Genomic DNA, 17,490 nt, shown 5'->3' on the forward strand with positions numbered 1-17,490 from the left:
GACACTCATGGCTCGTTACACCGGACCCGCGACTCGCAAGTCTCGTCGACTGAAGGTCGACCTGATCGGCGGCGACCAGGCCTTCGAGCGTCGTCCGTACCCGCCGGGACAGCACGGCCGGGCGCGGATCAAGGAGAGCGAGTACCTGCTTCAGCTTCAGGAGAAGCAGAAGGCTCGCTTCACCTACGGCGTCCTGGAGCGGCAGTTCCGCAAGTACTACGAGGAGGCCTCGCGGCGTCCTGGTAAGACTGGCGAGAACCTGCTTCAGCTTCTCGAGGCTCGCCTCGACAACGTCATCTACCGCTCCGGCCTGGCCCGGACCCGGCGGCAGGCGCGTCAGCTCGTGAGCCACGGCCACTTCGTGGTGAACGGCAAGAAGGTCGACATTCCCAGCTTCCAGGTGTCGAAGTTCGACATCATCGACGTGAAGCAGAAGTCGCTCGGCACCACGCCGTTCATCATCGCCAAGGAGACCCTGGGCGAGCGGATCACGCCCGCGTGGCTGCAGGTCGTCCCGAGCATCCTCCGGGTGCTCGTGCACCAGCTTCCCGAGCGGGCGCAGATCGACACGCCGGTTCAGGAACAGCTCATCGTCGAGTTCTACTCGAAGTGATCGTTCAGCGGGGTGGGCGTCACGGCGCCCGCCCCGCTGAAGGCACGTCTGGCGACGGTGCGATGAGTGCGCCGCCGCGTCCCCGGTTCCATCGACGTCAAATAGCGGGCGTCGTGAGGAGAGGAAACAAACACAGTGCTGATCTCTCAGCGGCCCACCCTGGCCGAGGAGTCGGTCAACGAGACCCGCTCCCGGTTCGTCATCGAGCCCCTTGAGCCGGGCTTCGGCTACACGCTGGGCAACTCCCTGCGGCGGACTCTGCTGTCCTCGATTCCCGGTGCTGCGGTCACGAGCATCCGCATCGACGGGGTGCTGCACGAGTTCACCACGATCCCGGGCGTGAAGGAGGACGTCACCGACGTCATCCTGAACCTCAAGGAGCTGGTCGTCAGCTCCGAGGAGGACGAGCCGGTCACCATGTACCTGCGCAAGCAGGGCCCTGGTGCGGTCACCGCTGGTGACATCGTCCCGCCTGCGGGCGTCACCGTGCACAACCCCGATCTGCACATCGCCACGCTGAACGCGAAGGGCAAGCTGGAGATCGAGCTGGTCGTCGAGCGCGGCCGGGGCTACGTGCCTGCCGTGCAGAACAAGCAGGCGGGTGCCGAGATCGGTCGGATTCCGGTCGACTCGATCTACTCGCCGGTGCTGAAGGTGACCTACAAGGTCGAGGCGACCCGTGTCGAGCAGCGGACGGACTTCGACCGGCTGATCCTGGACGTGGAGAGCAAGCCCTCCATCACGCCGAGGGACGCCGTGGCGTCGGCAGGCAAGACGCTGGTGGAGCTCTTCGGACTGGCTCGCGAGCTGAACTCCGATGCCGAGGGCATCGAGATCGGCCCGTCGCCCGCCGAGGCGGACACCATCGCCGCGTTCGCGATGCCGATCGAGGACCTCGACCTGACGGTGCGCTCGTACAACTGTCTCAAGCGCGAGGGCATCCACACGGTCGGCGAGCTGGTCGGACGTAGCGAGGCGGACCTGCTGGACATCCGCAACTTCGGTGCGAAGTCCATCGACGAGGTCAAGATGAAGCTGGCGGGGCTCGGGCTCGCGCTCAAGGACAGCCCCCCCGGATTCGACCCGTCCGCCGCCGCTGCCGACTACCCCGCCGAGGGCTGGTCGAGCAACGGAGACGGCACCGACGGTAACGGCGATGACGGCCAGGACTACGCCGAGACCGAGCAGCTGTAGATCCGCTGACTGTCCCGCAGAGGACAGCCGCGGACAGTCGAGGATCTTGATAGAGGAGCAAGGATGCCCACCCCCACGAAGGGCCGCCGTCTCGGCGGTTCGCCCGCCCACGAGCGGTTGATGCTGGCCAACCTGGCCACCTCGCTGTTCACCCACGGGCGGATCACCACCACCCAGGCGAAGGCGAAACGACTGCGTCCGTTCGCCGAGCGGCTGATCAGCAAGGCCAGGCGCGGTGACCTGCACAACCGCCGCGAGATCATGAAGGTGATCCGCGACAAGGACATCGTGCACAAGCTGGTCGCCGAGATCGGTCCGTTCTTCGTGGACCGCGACGGCGGTTACACGCGGATCATCAAGGCCATGCCGCGTAAGGGCGACAACGCCCAGATGGCGGTCATCGAGCTGGTGAACGAGAAGACCGTGACCAGCGAGGCCGAGGCCGCGCGCGGCACGACCTTCGCGTCGGACGCCAAGACCGAGACCCCGGCTGCGCCCGCTGCGGCGCAGGACTCGGACAAGGCCGAGGAGACCGAGTCCCCGGCTGCGGAGGCCACGACCCCCGCAGCCGCCGAGGACGAGGGCGCCGAGGACAAGAAGGACTGAGCCATCACGTCTGCTCAGCGCGACACCGACGAGCCCGCCGTGCCCTCCGGGGACGACGGGCTCGTTCGTGTTCGCCTGGACCTCGGCTACGACGGCACGGACTTCTCCGGGTGGGCTCGGCAGCCGACTCGACGGACCGTGTGCGGGGTACTGGAAGACGCGTTGTCGTTGTTGACCCGGCTCGACGTCCGTGTGACGGTCGCCGGTCGCACCGATGCCGGGGTCCACGCCGCAGGCCAGGTCACGCATCTCGACCTGCCTGCGACTCATCCGTTGGCTTGCACGCCCGCCGAGCTGCTGCGGCGGCTCAACCGGATGCTGCCCGGCGATGTGCGGGTGTTCGCCGCCAGGGTGGTGCCCGCCGAGTTCGACGCCCGCTTCGCCGCGTTGCGCAGGCACTACGTCTATCGGTTGTCCGATGCCCCGTGGGGCGTCGATCCGATGGCTCGGCATGACACCCTCGGCTGGCACGGCGGCCTGGACGTCGACGTGCTCAATGCCGCGTCGGCTCGGCTCCTCGGCGAGCACGACTTCGCCGCCTTCTGCCGCCGCCGCGAGGGCGCGACCACGGTGCGGGACCTGGAGCGGCTGCACTGGACGCGGGTGGCAGAGCATCTGGTCCATGCGGAGGTCTCGGCGGACGCGTTCTGCCATTCGATGGTCCGCAGCCTGGTCGGGGCGTTGCTGGCCGTCGGCGACGGACGAAGGCCGGTGGAGTGGCCCGGCAGCCTGCTGACGCTGCGGCGGCGCGCGGACGAGGTGAGCGTCGCCCCGGCCCACGGACTCACCCTGGCCAAGGTCGACTATCCCGCCGACGCCGACCTCGCCGCCCGTACGGTGCTCACCCGTCGGCTGCGGGTGTGAGTGGCTGTCTTCTCCTGGGTATCGGGGGCCTGCGGGCCTGAGCTCGGGCGGCTTGGATGCCGTCCGTGAGCCGTGAGCCGTGAGCCGTGAGCCGTGAGCCGTGAGCCGTGAGCCGTGAGCCGTGAGCCGTGAGCCGTGAGCCGTGAGCCCCAGGTCGGTGTCCGCGATCGACAGCTCGACCGCCGTCGTCCGTCTCAGGCCGCGTCGCATCACCTTGGCCAATCTGCCTGCCGCCGAATCCGTCGACCGCCAATCCGTCAGCCGCGAACCCGCGAACCCGCACAACGCCGGCTGACCAGCACCGCCGCCCCCATCGGTGCGCGGTACGCGCCGATCAATCGATCCCGGGTCCCCGCGCCATCGCGCAGGGGGCGCCTTGAGCCGCAGCGCCGAGCGCCCCGACAGGTAGGGCTGGCCACCCCGTGAACAGGCATCCTGGGCTGCTCGTGTGTCGCCGTCGTCGTTCGTAGTCTCGATGCCAGACAACCTGGTCAACCGCGCGGCGGTCGATGTCACCGCCGGGATCGCCGGGCATTCGTGCATCGCCGCACGGCCTGATCCGCGACCGAGGTTCCCATCTCCGAGGCATCGCCTCGGCCGCACGCCTGGAGAGCGAACATGACCGTGTCCACTCGGCGGGTCGCCCGGCCCGCGTCTGCGCCGTCGCGGAAAGCGCCGGCCGGTGCGGAATCCCCGGCCGGGCATCCCGAGTTGGAACCCGCATCCGGTCTGATGCGTGCCCTGCTCGTCGGCTACGTCGGTCTCCCGTTGGCGGCCCTGCTGGTCGCGGTGCCCCTTGCCTGGGCATGGGGGCTGCTCAGCTGGGTCGACGTCGGGATCTTCCTCGTGATGTACCTGGTCTCCGGCCTCGGCATCACAGTCGGCTTCCACCGCTACTTCACCCACGGGTCGTTTCGTGCCAGGCGGCCGCTGCGGATCGCGTTGGCCGTCGCGGGCAGCCTGGCGATCGAGATGAGCGTGACGGACTGGGTCGCCACCCACCGCAAGCATCACCAGTTCGCGGATCAGGTGGGTGATCCGCACTCGCCGTGGCGGTTCGGCACCGGTGCGAGGGCCTTGACCAAGGGCCTGCTGTTCGCCCACGTCGGGTGGCTGTTCACCACCGAACGGGGTGATCGGGAGCGGTACGCCCGCGATCTGGTCGACGACGCCGACATCAACCGCGTCAACCGACTGTTCCCGGTGTGGGCACTGACCTCGGTGTTCTTGCCCGCACTGGTCGGCGGCCTGATCACCTGGTCATGGCAGGGTGCGCTGACCGCGTTCTTCTGGGGCTCGCTGGTCCGCATCGGCCTGCTCCAGCACGTCACGTGGTCGGTCAACTCGATCTGCCATGTCTTCGGCGACGAGACCTTCACCGTCCGGGATCGGTCGCGCAACGTGTGGTGGCTTGCGGTGATCTCCTTCGGCGAGTCCTGGCACAACCTGCACCATTCGGATCCCACCTGCGCGCGACACGGCGTCCTTCGCGGCCAGCTCGATCCGAGTGCACGGGTGATCCGCTGGTTCGAGCAGGCAGGCTGGGCCCATGATGTCCGATGGCCGAATCCCTCGCGGTTGGCTGCCCGCCGGATCGCCTGAGGCGGCGCGGGCACTGGTCCCGGCATCGGGGACGGTCCGGGGGTGGCGACACGGCCACCCCCGGCGCCTGCCTCAGAACCTGTCTTTGGTCCCTCTGGCCCCGCGCAACAGGAAAGTGGGGATTAAAGACAGGCTCTCAGGCGGCTCGGGTTGCGGTGAGCCAGTCGCTGACCACGGTGTCCAGGACGTTCAGCGGCAGCGGCCCGCTGCCGAGCACCACGTCGTGGAAGGCCCGGATGTCGAAGTCCGCGCCCAACTCCTCCTCGGCGCGGGCGCGGAGCCGGTTGATCTCCAGCCTGCCGACCATGTACGACAGCGCCTGACCGGGAGCGGCGATGTAGCGGTCCACCTCGCTCTCGACCTCCAACAGCCCCATGGCGGAGTTGTCCATGATGTAGTCGATCGCCTGCTGCCTGCTCCACCCCAGCGCGTGCAGGCCGGTGTCCACCACCAGGCGGGCGGCCCGCATCGAGTCGAGCGCCAGCATCCCGAACTTCGACAGGTCGTCGGAGTACAGACCCATCTCGTCGGCCAGTCGCTCGGTGTAGAGCCCCCAGCCCTCCAGGTAGGCGTTGAGCGGGGCGAGCCTGCGGGCCAGCGGGAGGTCGGACAGCTCCTGCGCGATGGTGATCTGGAAGTGGTGGCCGGGTACCGCCTCGTGGAATGCCGTGGCCTCGGCCGTGTAGCGATACCGCTTCTCGGCCTGGTAGGTGTTGGCGAAGTACGTGCCGGGCCTGCTGCCGTCCAGTGCCGGCGACAGGTAATAGGCCAGCGCTGCGCCGGGCGCCTCCGCCTCGGGCACCGGCTCGACGAGACAGCCCTGGCTGGGCAGTCTGCCGAACCAGTCGGGCGCGACCTTCTCGGCTCGACTGATGGCGGCGCGGGCGGCGTTGATCAGCTCATCGCCGTCGGCCCAGCGCAGTGACGGGTCGGTGCGCAGCCGCTCGAACACCTCGGCGAGATCGTCGGTGCCGAACACCTTCGCGCCCAGCGCCCGGTACTCCTCGGCCAGCGCGGCGATGATGTCCTTGCCGGTCTGGTGCAGCTCCGCCGGGGTGCGATCGGTGGTGGTGTGGGACTTCGCCAGCACCCGGTAGGCCTGCTCGCCCTCGGGCAGCCAGCACAGGCCGACCCGGTCGACGGGCCTGCCGTGCGCCACGACCTCCTCGGCGAGGACCCGGCGGTACTCGGCGAACGCCGGTCGGACCGTGTCCGCCAGGATCTTCTGCCTGCGGGACTCGAAGGCCGGATCGGCCTCGGCCGGTGCGGGCTGCGCCATCGGGTCGGCATCCGGATCGGCGAGGTAGCGATCCAGCATGGCGATCGTCTTGGTCACCAGGTGCTCCACCGGTACCCGGCCGGAGGCGATGCCTGCGCGATGCCCGTCCGCGAGCGTCGCAAGGAAGGCGGGAATGGCTTCGAGCCTGGCGAGATAGTCCTGGGCCTGGGCGGTTCCCGGCAGGGTGATCATCGGCAGCAGGCTGAACAGCTCGCCCGCAGGAGCGAAGAAGGAGTCCGTGATGGTGAACTCTGCGCTGCGCAGGTCGCCGGTCTCGATGGCGGACTCCGCCTGCTGCCGCACGACGGCCACGGTGAGCCGATCCTCGGCGTCGAGGGGGGTCAGGTCGATCTCACCGGCTCGGCGGGCCACGTCGGAGAGCCGGGCGCGCAGGGACTCCCAGGCGCTGTCTCCGTGGTCGGCGAGCCGGGTGTTGTCGTGTCCGGAAATGCCGAACAGGGTCGGGCTGAGCGGGTCGACGTCGAAGAGGACGTCTGTTAGTTCATCGGCGAGTCTGCGAGCCTCGGTCATCTTCTCCCCAGCCGTCGGTCGAGCGTTCCGGCAAGGTTAACCAGGGCCGCGGACGGCCGGCGACGACGAGGGGCGCTCGCCGCCTGGGATGGCGTGCTGCCGACGCGGGCCGAGGCATCGCCTGCCACCGCGGCGAGGGACCCGAGGGGATCAGGCGTCGAGGTAGGCGATCACCGCGCGGACCCGACGGTTGTCGTCCTCCGAGGGGGGCAGACCCAGCTTGCTGAAGATGTTGTTGGTGTGCTTCCCGACCGCGTTCTCGCTGATGAACAGCCGCCCGGCAATCGCGGCGTTCGACCGTCCCTCGGCCATCAGACCGAGGACCTCCCGTTCGCGCGGCGTCAGCCGTTCCAGCGGCTCGGGCTTGGTGGCCAGCAGCTGCGAGATGACCTCGGGGTCCATCGCCGTGCCACCGCCCGCGACCCGGCGGATCGCCTCGACGAACTGGCTCACCTGGGAGACCCGATCCTTGAGCAGGTAGCCCACGCCGCCGTTGCGGTCCGACATGAGCTCGCGTGCGTAGAGCTGCTCGACGTACTGGGACAGCACCAGCACCGGCAGACCCGGCAACTGACGACGGGCTTCGATGGCGGCCCGCAGGCCCTCGTCGGTGAAGGTGGGCGGCATCCGCACGTCGACCACGGCGACGTCGGGTCGATGGGTCACCAGGGCACGCAGCAGCGACGGACCATTGTCGACTGCCTCGACGACCTCGAAGTCATAGGCCGTGAGCAGCCGGATCAGGCCCTCTCTGAGCAGAACCAGGTCTTCGCCGAGGACGACACGCACACGGACTCCAGGGTGATGAGAGAACTCGTCCGGGCGCGGGTCCCGGCTGTATCGAGAGTGTTCAGCATGGGCGGACCGGGGGTCACTCCGGCACGCACGGCAGTTCCATCGACACGATCGTCGGTCCGCCGACGGGGCTGCTGATGTGCATCGTCCCGTCGAAGGCGTTGAGCCTGCGTTCGATCCCGTGCAGCCCGCCTGCGGAGTCCTGCACGACGCCGCCTCGGCCGTCGTCGCCGACCAGCACACTGAGTGAGCCTCGGACGTGGCGTGCGCGTACCCATGCCTCGGTGGCGCCGCTGTGCTTCGCAGCATTGGTGAGCACCTCGGCGACCGCGAAGTAGGCGGCCGACTCCACCGGAGCGGGCAGCCTGGCGGGCAGCACGACGTCGACCTGCACCTGAAGCGGGCTACCGATGGCGAGGGCCTGGATGCCGCCGGTCAGGCCTCGGTCGGAGAGCACCGGGGGATGGATGCCGCGGACCAGGTCCCGCAGCTCGGACAGCGCGAGGCTGGTCGACTGGCGGGCCTCGGTGAGCAGCTCCTGCGCGACGGCCGGGTTGTTGGACAGCATCTCCTCGGCCATCCCGAGGCTCATTCCCAGCGCCACCAGCCGGGCCTGGGCACCGTCGTGCAGATCCCGCTCGATACGCCGCAGCTCCGCCGCCTGGGTGCCCACGGTCTCGGCGCGGGAGCTGGCCAGCGCGTCGACCCGCAGCGACAGGCGGGCGCGCTCGCTGATGCCGAGCATGACTGCCGCCAGCCGCGCGTAGCCCACCATCATCTTTGGCGCCAGCCACCACCACAGGCCGAAGGAGATCAGCGCGAACACCCAGTACAGCAGGGTGTTCTGGGTGCGGGAGACCTCGACGGGCCCGAGGTACAGGTCGAGAACGCCCTCGGGGACGATCTGCACCAGGCCCGGCATGATGCCGTAGAAGATCGTGGACGCGAACAGTGCGAGCGACACGAGGGAGATCGCGAACCCGAGGATGGCGTTGATCCACAGCCAGGCGTAGTCCCGGTAGGTGGCGGGATCGCTGCCGATCACGCGGAGCCTGCTGAACAGGTTGCCCTTCGGGATCGGCCGGTACGGGCGGATGACCGACGTGCCCAGGATGTGCCCGGCCCAGAGCCGATAGACGTCGTTGTAGCCGCGGATGGAGTAGGCGAATCCCACGACCAGCGGCAGGCCGACCGTCAGGACCAGCAGCGCACTGCTCACCGTCATCAACACGATGAGCCCGATGCCCAACAGCGAGTAGACGGTGAAGATGAACGACCAGCCCAACAGCGGAAGCCGCTTGACTCTCCGTGTGGTCGCGGTGGTCATCTCGGGTCCTCTCGGTTGGGCGCGGCCGGCGCCGGACCAGCCGCGTGCGCATCATTCTCGTACAGTCGCCTGCCCGAATCAGGGTGCCTAGCCACTCTCTTTGGGCGCGGCGGGCTGCCCTCGCCGCAGGTGCGGACGGGCTCAGCCGGGCAGGTCGTGATCGCCCGCGTCGATCAGCATCCTGCGCAGCGTCAGCGTGCGCTGCTGGTCGTCGCATTCGACATAGACCTGCAGGGCCGACCGCCATGCGGACCGTGCCTCCGCCCGCAGATTCGCCGCGTCCAATGCGAACCCGAGATGCTGGAGCGCCATGCCCTGACCTCGGCGGTCCTCGGTCTGCTGGAACAGCTCGGCGGCCTGTCGGTGCGCGGGGGCGGCCTCGGTGAACTGCTCGGCCTCCTGGAGCGCGAGCCCCAGGTTGTTCCAGGCGATGCCCTCGCCGTGCCGATCGTCGGTCTCGCGGAACAGCGTGGTCGCGCGCTGATGTGCCTCGATGACGTCCTCGGATCGGAGCAGCCGCATGATGCTCAGGCCGAGATTGCTCAGCGTGCGGCCGGTTCGCGAACCGCCCGCCGCCGCCTCGTCCGCGTGGTCGACCCGAGGCCCCGACCTGTCTGCCGCCCGATCGGACGAGCCGCTACGGCCGCCCTCGGCCCCGGACATGCCGTCCTGTTCCTGGTGGCGCAGCTGCCGAAGGGCGACTCCGAGGTTGTTCTGCGCGACGGCCTGTCCGTGTCGGTCCCCGAGTCGTCGATAGAGGTCCACGGCGGCCTGGTGGGCGCTGACCGCCTCGGGGAGCTGTCCGATCTCCTGGAGGGCGATGCCGAGGTTGCTCAGGGCGATGCCCTCGGCGTGCCGATCGCCGGTCTCCCGACAGATCACCAGGTCCAGGCGATGTGCGGCCACCGCCTCCTCGATCCGGGAGAGCCTGCGCAGACAGAGACCGAGATTGCTCAGGGCGAGGCTCTCGGCAGGGCGGTCGCCCACCTGTCGATAGAGGCTTGCCGCGGCGCGATGTGTCTCGACGGCGTCCTCGAACCGCTGGGACTCCTGGAGGGCGATGCCGAGGTTGTTCAGTGCCGCCGCCTGTCCACCGGGATCGTCCAGTTCCCGGTAGAGGTCGACGGCCGTCTGGTGGGCGGTCATGGCCTCGTGCAGGTGTCCCGTCTCCTGCAAGGCGATGCCGAGGTTGCTCAGTGCCACTCCCTCGGCGTCGCGATCCCCGGTCTCCCGACAGATCGCGAGGTCCTGGCGATGTGCGTCGACCGCCTCGGGGAAGCGTCGAATCTCCTGGAGCGCGATGCCGAGGTTGTTCAACGCGGTGCCCTCGGCGTGCCGGTCGCCGATGCGGCGACAGATGGCGAGATCCTGTTGATGCGCAGCCACGGCCTCCTCGAAGCGCCTCGCCTCCTGGAGGCCGGTGCCCAGGTTGTTCAGCGCAGTACCTTCGGCCCGGCGGTCCCCGAGGCGGCGGGCGGCGCGGACGGCGGTTTGGTGGGCGGTGATCATGTCGTCGAAGTGCCGCTGGCGGTGCAGGTACCGGGCCAGCCGTAACGGCAGATGCAGGGCGACCTCGGGATGCGACGGGAGCGCCAGGACCACGGCCGCGAGGAGGTTGCCCCGCTCCTCGTCGAGCCAGCGGCGCGCGGCCTCATGAGTCGGGAATCGGGGCGTGGTCGCGGGCGCGCCGTCGAAGTGCGCGGCGGCGGCGTCCGCGGACGTGAGGTAGTGCTGGAGCATTCGCGTGATCGCGAGCGCCCGTTGGCGTTCGTCCCCGGTTCCGCCCTCGTGATCCCGGAGCTTCTCGGCGGAGTGGAGGCGGATCAGGTCGTGGACTCGCCACCGCCTGCTGCTGGTGCGCTCCAGCAGATGTGCGCCGACCAGGGCGCGGAGTGCGGTGTGCGTCTGCTGGCGAGGCCGGTCCGCGAGCGCGACGGCGGTGTCCAGTGCGAAGTCGGGTCCGGGATTCAGTGCCACGAGGCTCAGAAGGCGGGCCTGGTCGGCGGGCAGCCGATCCCAGGAGAGGTCGAACGCGGTGCGGACGGCGCGGATTCCGTCGGTGAGGACGTCCAGTCGAGTGGCGCCGTCACGGAGCTCGTCGACCATGTCCGCCAGGGTGAGGTCTCGCTCGGCGACCAGGATGCCCGCGACGATGCCGAGGGCGAGCGGCAGCATGTCGCAGAGCCTGATCAGCTCCCGCATCGCTGCGGGCTGGGCATGGGCCCTGGGATCGGCGGACCAGGCCTTGACCATCGTCGCGGACACGAGCGCGACGGCGGTCTGCTCGTCGAGCAGACCCAGCCGCAGGTTCTGGTCGGCGACCACGGCGTTCAGCGGCTCGCGAGTCGTGATCAGGACCCGATGCAGTCGCTCCGCCGGGAGCAGCGCCTCGATCTGCTCCTGGTCCGCGACGTTGTCCAGGATCAGCAGCAGCGCCCTGTTGCGGGTGGCCAGTCTGCCGAGTTGGCGGTGGTACTGGGCGAACTGGCCCGCCGGAGTCGGGTCGAGGGTGGCCACGCCGATGGCGCGGAGCAGCGGACCGACGAGGTGGTGGGCCAGGACGCGACGCGACGCATAGGAGTCGTAGCCGTGCAGGTCCGCGAGCAGCGCACCCGCCGGGAACCACTGCTCGTCCACCGCGATCCTGGCGACATGACGAACGAGCGCGGTCTTGCCGATCCCGCCCATCCCGGCCACCGCGGAGACAACGGTGGTGGTGACCTGTCGTTCCTGGTCGGGACTCAACGACGAACGCAGGAGCTCGACCTCGGCTTCTCGCCCCACGAAGAGGTCCGGCCTGCCCTCTGACAGGCCGCGTAACTGATGCACCACGGCGATCGGCGGAGACTCGACGGAGGTCTCGCCGATCACGATGTCCCGCTGTGCCTGGTAGACGCGGGATGCGTCATGACCTTCTGCGGAGTACGTCCCGCCGTGATCCGGGTGATCCGGCGGGCGGTTCGATGTCACGGGGGGCCCTTCACCGGGTCCGATGCTCGTACGGCCGGCTCAATCGTCGGTGACGGTCAGGTCACCGACGACTTGAGGGACCGAGCACCCGAGACGGAGTTCGGGGGCGGACTCGCGGATCAGACTGCCGACTCGGCGACCCGACTCGGCACGGATTCCCGATGCCAGCGTGCTTCCGGCGGCGGCAGGCGTGGTGGCGTTCATTCCAGGACCTCCGGGCGTCGTGACGGATTCGGCAAATCTCGGTGTGTCTAATGCGTGGGTCGCCGGGTTGTCGGAGAAGACGGTTGTGCGGCAGGCGAGGTGGGGGGAAAGCCGCAGGTTCGGTTGATCGGACAACAGATCAGGGGTGTGCGCGGCTAACGTGTTCAGTGCGGAAGCTTTCAGTGCAGCCACCTCCGGTCCTGAGGCGCCTCGCCTGCTTACCCTGATGGAGTAACCGTCGGGCGGGCTTGTCAATATTCGAACGATCCGGCAACGTAGATTGTTCCAAGTTCGTGGCCGCTTAACCAGAAGCAGTCGTCCGTTCGCTGACACGATCTCGTATCGGTATCGGTCCTGTCGTCGCGCGAAGGATCGCCGACGGCCGCATCGTCGCAGGTCGATGCAAGTTGATGAACGATCTACGACCTAGGTGCGGATATCGCGGTGGCCGTGGAGCGAGTGTGCAGGAAGTCGTGATCCACGATCGGGTGAACTCGTGAGATCGCCACCGCGATGATCGTGTTCATCGTCCTTCAGCGGCCCGGACAAGGCCCGACGGCCGAAGCCCGCGACGTCCTAGAAGGGGATCACGGCGGCACGCGGCTGGCGCTGAATCGCCTGATTGGGCGCTGACCGGCAGTCGGTCGGCCGCACGTCGGACTAGCGAACCGGTCGGCCCGACCATCCGAGGAGAGTTGATCCGACGTGTTCGCGACCTGCGTCGTTCCGGTGGAGAAGTCAGCGGCGATGAATGGGCTTGACGAACACCGCCAATTCCTGTTCCTCCGGTGAAATCAGTTCGAACGTTCGATAGAAGGCGCGTGACTTCCGGCCGTCCTCGGTCGATCCTCGATCAGTGGTGAGGAGGAAGGATCGACAGTGCGGGTAGCGCTCATCGAGATGTTGGAGAAGGGCTCGACCGATGCCCGGCCGCTGGGCGGCGGGTCGCACGAGGAGGTCCTGGACGTAGCAGACGGTCTCGTCGTCCGAGACCGTCCTGGCCAGTCCGAGCAGCTCACCCGACTCGTCCCGAGCGGTGATGACGAGAGGAGAGCCGGTCAGGCTCCGGACGAGCTTCGCGAGGTCTCGGGTATAGGCAGACCAGCCGACGGAGTCGTACAACTCCCCGACCTCAGCGGGGTCGAACGACGTCCTCAGGGAGATGATCACCTGCGCCGGCTCCTCGATCAGCCTGCTGGACGAGGCGACCCTCGCCGCGTGTGGATCGCCCTCACGAGGTGATCACCGCCTTCGTCCGGCGACGGCGACCTGGGCCGGGCGAGTCGATCCTTGGTGGGACGCGGGGCGCGAGGGCCTGCCGAGGCGAGGCTCACCAGTAGGCGATCCGCAGCGTAGACGCCCACGATCCCGGTGCGCTGCCCAACCTGCCGTGCTGTCGCCTGCTGATCGAGACGCCGGTGTCCGGCTGGCGCGACAGCCCGCCGTGGCGGCAGGCGGGCGGCGACCCGCACACCGGGACAAATTCCAGGATCACTGCTCGTTGATGGTCATGTCGCCCGCAGACTGATACACCCGGCTGTGATCATGGGAGGTGGCGGTCATCGTGACCTGGCCGATCCGTTGTCGGCGGCCTGTCGGAACCAACGGCTGCAGACGCTCGTCGAGGAGCAGGCGCAGTTCCGCCTCGACCGTCGGGTCGTCCCTGATCAACCTGGCGAGCTTGCGCTTCCACTCGACCGCCAGCTCTGCCATCGTCGCGGCGCCGTCCGAGTCGTTCTGGGGGGCCGCGAGGATCTCGTCTCGGACCTCCACCAGTTCGGCTTCGATGGTCTGCACGTCGGAAGGGCGGAACCGCCGCCACCAGTTGGTGACCTCGTCTACTGCCTGGCGCCACGAGTCGGCGGCCACCGCGTCGACGATGGCGGTGCCCGCAGCGGCGGCGACCGTGACCTGATTCATGTCGTGTCCCCTTCGCCGTGCGGCCGTCCATATCGCGGCGCCTGCCGACTGCGCGGCGGCGGCCTCCCCTGTCGATGTTACGGAGGTGAATCGAGGCAGGGAGCGCGCGAGATCACGCCATCCGGGTGAGAAGTACTCGATTGACAGGCCTGCGGAGCGGGCTCGACCGTTATCGCGGGCGGGGCGATGCCCGGTGAACGACGCCCCGAGGCGCGCGATCAGCTCCTCCCATCGGCAGGCACCGGATCGCTCTCGGCGATCGTGGGCACCCGATCGCAGGCCTGCGGCATCCCGGCAGGCTAGACCTGCCGGGGCGAGACGTGGCGGGGCGAGACCTTGGCGGAGGGAAGAGTTCAGTCCTCCGCAGGAGTCAGCACGAAGACGGGGATCTCTCGCGTGGTCTTCTGCTGGTACTCCGCATAGGGCGGGAACGCATCGACAGCGCGCTTCCACCACACGGCCTTCTCGTCGCCGGTGACCTCCCTGGCGATGTAGTCCTTCTTGACGGTCAGGTCCTGCAACTCCGCCCTCGGCTCCGAGCGGAGGTTGTAGTACCAGACCGGATGCTTCGGCGAGCCGCCGAGTGACGCGACCACCGCGTAGGAGCCTTCGTGCTCGACACGCATCAGCGCGTTCTTGCGGAGCCTGCCCGACCTGGCCCCGAGCGTCGTGAGCACGATGACGGGCAGTCCCTGGAGCGTGGTGCCTTCGGTTCCGCCAGACGATTCATAAAGCTCCACCTGTTCGCGAGTCCGTTCCGACGTGCTGGGTGCATACTCACCGGTCAATGGCATGTCACTGCCAACTCGTGCTCCGCGGCTCCTATTCCGCCCTCACCCGATCGGGGACAGGTGCGACGGGCCGACGGATTCGGACCGGCTTTGTCGTCATATGCGTGTGCCGGGTTACTCCGAACGCGCGGGTGACCGCGTGAGTGCATAAGTCGAAATATTGATCGGCACGGCGTCGGTGATCTCCGCGCTCGGCACCAGACGCGGTGGCCAGAACGCCGCTGGGAGTGGCGGCCTTGCGCTATCGGGTTGTCGTGCCGTCTTCCGGTGTCGTACTCGTCGGCGTCGCGGCGATCGTGCGCCAGATCCGCTCGGAACGGATGTCTCCGCGCTCGGACCAGACCAAAACGATCCCGAGACGACGAACGGCGGAGCATCTGAAGACGCTCCGCCGCTGGTCAGCGTGGTGGCCCCGGCTGGAATCGAACCAGCGACACCCGCTTTAGGAGAGCGGTGCTCTATCCCCTGAGCTACGAGGCCGTGTCGTGCGGTGGTCGTGGCGGGTTCCGAACCCCCGTCACGTCCCTCATCATCCTAGCGGCCCGCAGTCGAGGCGAGGAACCCGGTTGCCGACACCGACCCACGGTCGGGTCTCGATGCGGCGGTACTGCCGTGGTTCGGCGGAGCGCGACGTAGTCCCGCCCCCTCCTCGGCGGTGAGCATGGTGTGGCGGGCCCGCCGAGGGGACGTCGTGGACCAGATGATCGGCTCGCTGCAGGCCGCACCGAGGCATGAGCGGGCGGGAACGGCGGCGCGAGTCAGCGCGTGGTGAGGGTGCTCGCGGCCCTGGTGTTCAGCTCGTCGCCTGTGGAGGGCTGGACCTCCACGCGATTGCGGCCCTGCCGCTTGGCGCGGTAGAGCGCATTGTCCGCTGCGGTGAAGAGCTGATCGAGTTGTGCGGGTCCGGCCGCGACGCCGATGCTGACCGTGGGCGGCCTGGTCGTCTTGCCGAGCACGAGGCGCCAGTCGTGGCCGTGGACGGCGGCCCGGATGCGTTCGGCGACGGTGGGGCCCGCCTCGGTCCGCTCGTCGCTCACATCGACGAGCAGGATGACGAACTCGTCGCCTGCCCAGCGCGCGACCAGGTCGTCGGCGCGGCACTCCCGACGCAGGAGTTGCGCGATCTCGCGGAGGGCGGCGTCGCCTGCCGCATGACCCGCGTCGTCGTTGACGTCCTTGAACCAGTCGACGTCGACGAGCACCAGCCAGGGCACCCGTCCTCGGGAGGCCGTGCGCTTGATCAGGTGTGGTGCGGTGCGCTCCAGCCCGAGCCGGTTCACCAGCCCGGTCAGCGGGTCGCGCGCCGCAGCCTCCTGCGCAGCGACGGCGACCCGTTGGGCCTGGACCGCCAGCCTGCGCTGCTCCAACGCCTGTCCTAACGCCTCCTGGAGCGTGTCGAGGATCTTGCCGCCCGCTGCCATGCCCCGCCGGAGTGCCTCGGCCTCGCCGACGTGGTCGCCGAGATCGGCGCAGATGTCGGCCAGGTCCTGGGTGACGCGGCGCAGCATGATCGTGTCGCCGACTCGGTCGGCCTCGGCGACCGCACGGCTGGCCAGGGTTCGTGCTGCGGGCAGCGCACCCTGGGTGCGGCGAACACCGGAGAGGACCCAGTTGGCGACGGCCAGGCCCCATCGGTCTTCCGCGATCTCGTTGAGGTGCAGGGCCCGCTGCGCCAATTCCTCCGCTTCGGCCAGCTCGCCGAGTCCGGCCAGCGACCTGCTGTACGCCGCTAGCAGCGCTCGGTGCAGGAAGCCGTTTCCGACCAGGGACAAGGCCTCGTCGAGCATGCCTCGAGCCTCGGCGAAGATCCGTTTCGCGTCGTCGGCAGGTGCCTCGGCGGCGCGCATGTTCAAGGTGCCGCCGAGCCGTTGCATGCAGTGCGCCAGGGTCTCGGCGTGGCCTGCGCGGCGGGCCAGTTCGACCGAGACCCGCATCATGTCCAGTGCGGCACGGCGGTGCCCGATGCTCTCCACGAGATAGCCGAGCATTCCGATGGTCTGGGCGGCGGCAGTGCCCTCCGGGCGCTCTGCGTCCAACTCCACCCAGGCCTCGGCCGCGAGTTCGAGCGCCAGTGGGATCCGGCTGAGTCGGAAGGCGACCACGGCCCGATGCACCAGCACGGTGGCGCGTCGCCAGCGATCATCCTCGCCTGGTGGCATTCCGGAGACGACCTCGTCGAAGAGGGCGTTCGCCTCCAGTACGCGTCCGGACTCCAGCAGCAGTCGCACCTCGCGGTCCTGCTGCGGAAGGTGTTCCGCCAGGGGCGAATCGTTGCGATCAACCACGGACTTGACATCTCCTGCCAGCCTGCCTGATCGGCATGGGCCATGCTTGCTGCGGTTTGGGACAGGCTACCCGGATGGGCGACCCGCCGTATGCGGTGCCGTCCTTTTCGACTGCCATGCCCGTCTTGCGGTTCCAACCAGCCTGTGCTTTGTGTCGTAATGGCGAAGTTTCTTCGCGTCGACTCGGTGCCCGAGGGCACTACCAGCGCAGTTCAGGTCTCCGGTGTGTCGATGTTCGGCCGTCCAGGGGCAGTCTCGGCAGCGGATCGGGTACTGGCGAGCGGCTGGGGCGCCGCTGTTCCGCCCGCTTTTGCAATGGAGAGCAGTTGCTCAGCGCCATCTAGGTATACCGCTGATAGGGTGAATCACTAGACCGAAGGTGTAGGTTTGAACTCGCTTTGCTTACGCCACGCTGTAGGAAACTTTCAGGTTGATCAATTCGAGTTGAGAGTGCATCCCGAGATCGGGGGAGTTCGCACGGCGCCGGTCCGCCTGTGGCGACTGTTACA

Annotated in this window: 13 protein-coding genes and 1 tRNA gene; 5 read left to right on the forward strand and 9 right to left on the reverse strand. The window is 68.6% G+C overall.

Annotation, left to right across the window (positions count from 1 at the left end):
• Positions 1 to 7 precede the first annotated feature (7 nt).
• The 5 genes from rpsD (at position 8) to UA74_RS03150 (ending at position 4,879) form a co-directional block, all read left to right on the forward strand.
• The gene (rpsD, locus tag UA74_RS03130; RefSeq protein WP_075738743.1) at positions 8 to 613 is read left to right on the forward strand and encodes a 30S ribosomal protein S4; all 606 of its coding nucleotides are present in this window, start codon (positions 8 to 10) and stop codon (positions 611 to 613) included.
• 135 nt (positions 614 to 748) lie between these two features.
• Positions 749 to 1,807: a DNA-directed RNA polymerase subunit alpha gene (locus tag UA74_RS03135; protein WP_075738745.1), complete on the forward strand. Its 1,059-nt coding sequence runs from the start codon at positions 749 to 751 to the stop codon at positions 1,805 to 1,807.
• Positions 1,808 to 1,870: 63 nt separating this feature from the next.
• Entirely contained in the window at positions 1,871 to 2,413 is a 543-nt protein-coding gene (rplQ, locus tag UA74_RS03140) for a 50S ribosomal protein L17 (protein WP_075738746.1), read from the forward strand.
• Positions 2,414 to 2,452: 39 nt separating this feature from the next.
• The gene (gene truA / locus UA74_RS03145) at positions 2,453 to 3,277 is read left to right on the forward strand and encodes a tRNA pseudouridine(38-40) synthase TruA (RefSeq protein ID WP_232237609.1); all 825 of its coding nucleotides are present in this window, start codon (positions 2,453 to 2,455) and stop codon (positions 3,275 to 3,277) included.
• A gap of 618 nt (positions 3,278 to 3,895) precedes the next feature.
• A complete protein-coding gene (locus UA74_RS03150; RefSeq protein WP_075763775.1) occupies positions 3,896 to 4,879 on the forward strand; it encodes an acyl-CoA desaturase in 984 nt (327 codons plus the stop codon).
• A gap of 136 nt (positions 4,880 to 5,015) precedes the next feature.
• On the opposite strand, the gene UA74_RS03155 is transcribed toward UA74_RS03150, so the two are convergent.
• From UA74_RS03155 to UA74_RS03195, 9 genes are all read right to left on the reverse strand, one after another.
• Positions 5,016 to 6,689 (reverse strand): DUF885 domain-containing protein, encoded by a 1,674-nt coding sequence (locus UA74_RS03155; RefSeq protein ID WP_075738752.1) that lies wholly within the window; start codon positions 6,687 to 6,689, stop codon positions 5,016 to 5,018.
• A 150-nt stretch (positions 6,690 to 6,839) separates the two neighbouring features.
• Positions 6,840 to 7,478 carry a LuxR C-terminal-related transcriptional regulator gene (locus UA74_RS03160; RefSeq protein ID WP_075738754.1) on the reverse strand — a complete coding sequence of 213 codons (639 nt, stop codon included), beginning with the start codon at positions 7,476 to 7,478 and terminating at the stop codon, positions 6,840 to 6,842.
• 82 nt (positions 7,479 to 7,560) lie between these two features.
• Positions 7,561 to 8,811 carry a sensor histidine kinase gene (locus tag UA74_RS03165; protein ID WP_075763776.1) on the reverse strand — a complete coding sequence of 417 codons (1,251 nt, stop codon included), beginning with the start codon at positions 8,809 to 8,811 and terminating at the stop codon, positions 7,561 to 7,563.
• Between the two features lie 141 nt (positions 8,812 to 8,952).
• On the reverse strand, positions 8,953 to 11,781 hold the full coding sequence (locus UA74_RS03170; RefSeq protein WP_075738759.1) for a tetratricopeptide repeat protein: 2,829 nt from the start codon (positions 11,779 to 11,781) through the stop codon (positions 8,953 to 8,955).
• 942 nt (positions 11,782 to 12,723) lie between these two features.
• Entirely contained in the window at positions 12,724 to 13,155 is a 432-nt protein-coding gene (locus UA74_RS03175; protein ID WP_198042907.1) for a GNAT family N-acetyltransferase, read from the reverse strand.
• A gap of 321 nt (positions 13,156 to 13,476) precedes the next feature.
• Positions 13,477 to 13,905: a hypothetical protein gene (locus UA74_RS03180; protein ID WP_075738761.1), complete on the reverse strand. Its 429-nt coding sequence runs from the start codon at positions 13,903 to 13,905 to the stop codon at positions 13,477 to 13,479.
• A gap of 353 nt (positions 13,906 to 14,258) precedes the next feature.
• Entirely contained in the window at positions 14,259 to 14,699 is a 441-nt protein-coding gene (locus UA74_RS03185; RefSeq protein ID WP_075738763.1) for a nitroreductase family deazaflavin-dependent oxidoreductase, read from the reverse strand.
• Positions 14,700 to 15,100: 401 nt separating this feature from the next.
• Positions 15,101 to 15,176, reverse strand: a tRNA-Arg gene (locus UA74_RS03190).
• 278 nt (positions 15,177 to 15,454) lie between these two features.
• Entirely contained in the window at positions 15,455 to 16,981 is a 1,527-nt protein-coding gene (locus UA74_RS03195) for a GGDEF domain-containing protein (protein WP_232237610.1), read from the reverse strand.
• Between the last annotated feature and the right edge of the window lie 509 nt (positions 16,982 to 17,490).

The sequence above is a fragment of the Actinoalloteichus fjordicus genome (assembly GCF_001941625.1).
Taxonomy (GTDB): domain Bacteria; phylum Actinomycetota; class Actinomycetes; order Mycobacteriales; family Pseudonocardiaceae; genus Actinoalloteichus_A; species Actinoalloteichus_A fjordicus.

Coding starts and splice junctions, on each gene's coding strand:
- UA74_RS03180 (WP_075738761.1), bottom strand. CDS start 13,905: ATGAATCAGGTCACGGTCGCCGCCGCTGCGGGCACCGCCATCGTCGAC.
- rplQ (WP_075738746.1), top strand. CDS start 1,871: ATGCCCACCCCCACGAAGGGCCGCCGTCTCGGCGGTTCGCCCGCCCAC.
- UA74_RS03155 (WP_075738752.1), bottom strand. CDS start 6,689: ATGACCGAGGCTCGCAGACTCGCCGATGAACTAACAGACGTCCTCTTC.
- UA74_RS03185 (WP_075738763.1), bottom strand. CDS start 14,699: ATGCCATTGACCGGTGAGTATGCACCCAGCACGTCGGAACGGACTCGC.
- rpsD (WP_075738743.1), top strand. CDS start 8: ATGGCTCGTTACACCGGACCCGCGACTCGCAAGTCTCGTCGACTGAAG.
- UA74_RS03150 (WP_075763775.1), top strand. CDS start 3,896: ATGACCGTGTCCACTCGGCGGGTCGCCCGGCCCGCGTCTGCGCCGTCG.
- UA74_RS03165 (WP_075763776.1), bottom strand. CDS start 8,811: ATGACCACCGCGACCACACGGAGAGTCAAGCGGCTTCCGCTGTTGGGC.